Origin of the sequence: Gulosibacter sp. GYB002, from assembly GCF_036577665.1 — a bacterium.
Taxonomy (GTDB): domain Bacteria; phylum Actinomycetota; class Actinomycetes; order Actinomycetales; family Microbacteriaceae; genus Gulosibacter; species Gulosibacter hominis.
On the sequence record NZ_JARBDD010000018.1, the window covers coordinates 1 to 223 of the forward strand.

The 223-nt window shown below is 57.0% G+C and carries 1 protein-coding gene; it reads left to right on the forward strand.

What is annotated here, in order from left to right:
• On the forward strand, window positions 1–223 hold a 223-nt coding region (locus PV375_RS10505), incomplete at both ends, for a Rib/alpha-like domain-containing protein (protein ID WP_332107272.1).

Below are 223 nucleotides of genomic sequence, written 5' to 3' on the forward strand. Positions count from 1 at the left end.
GAAGTTCACCGATGAAGAGACCGGTGAAGAGCGTGACATGCCTGAAGGCACCACCTTCGCGCTGAAGGACGACATCGAGGGTGTTTGGATCGACGAGGAGACCGGTGAGATCAAGTCGTCGGCTACCTACGCTGCTCCTGCGACCAACGTGTACGAAGTGGTCGTGACCTACCCCGATGGTTCGTCGGAGACGGTTGTGGCTACTGTGAACGTTGTTGCAACT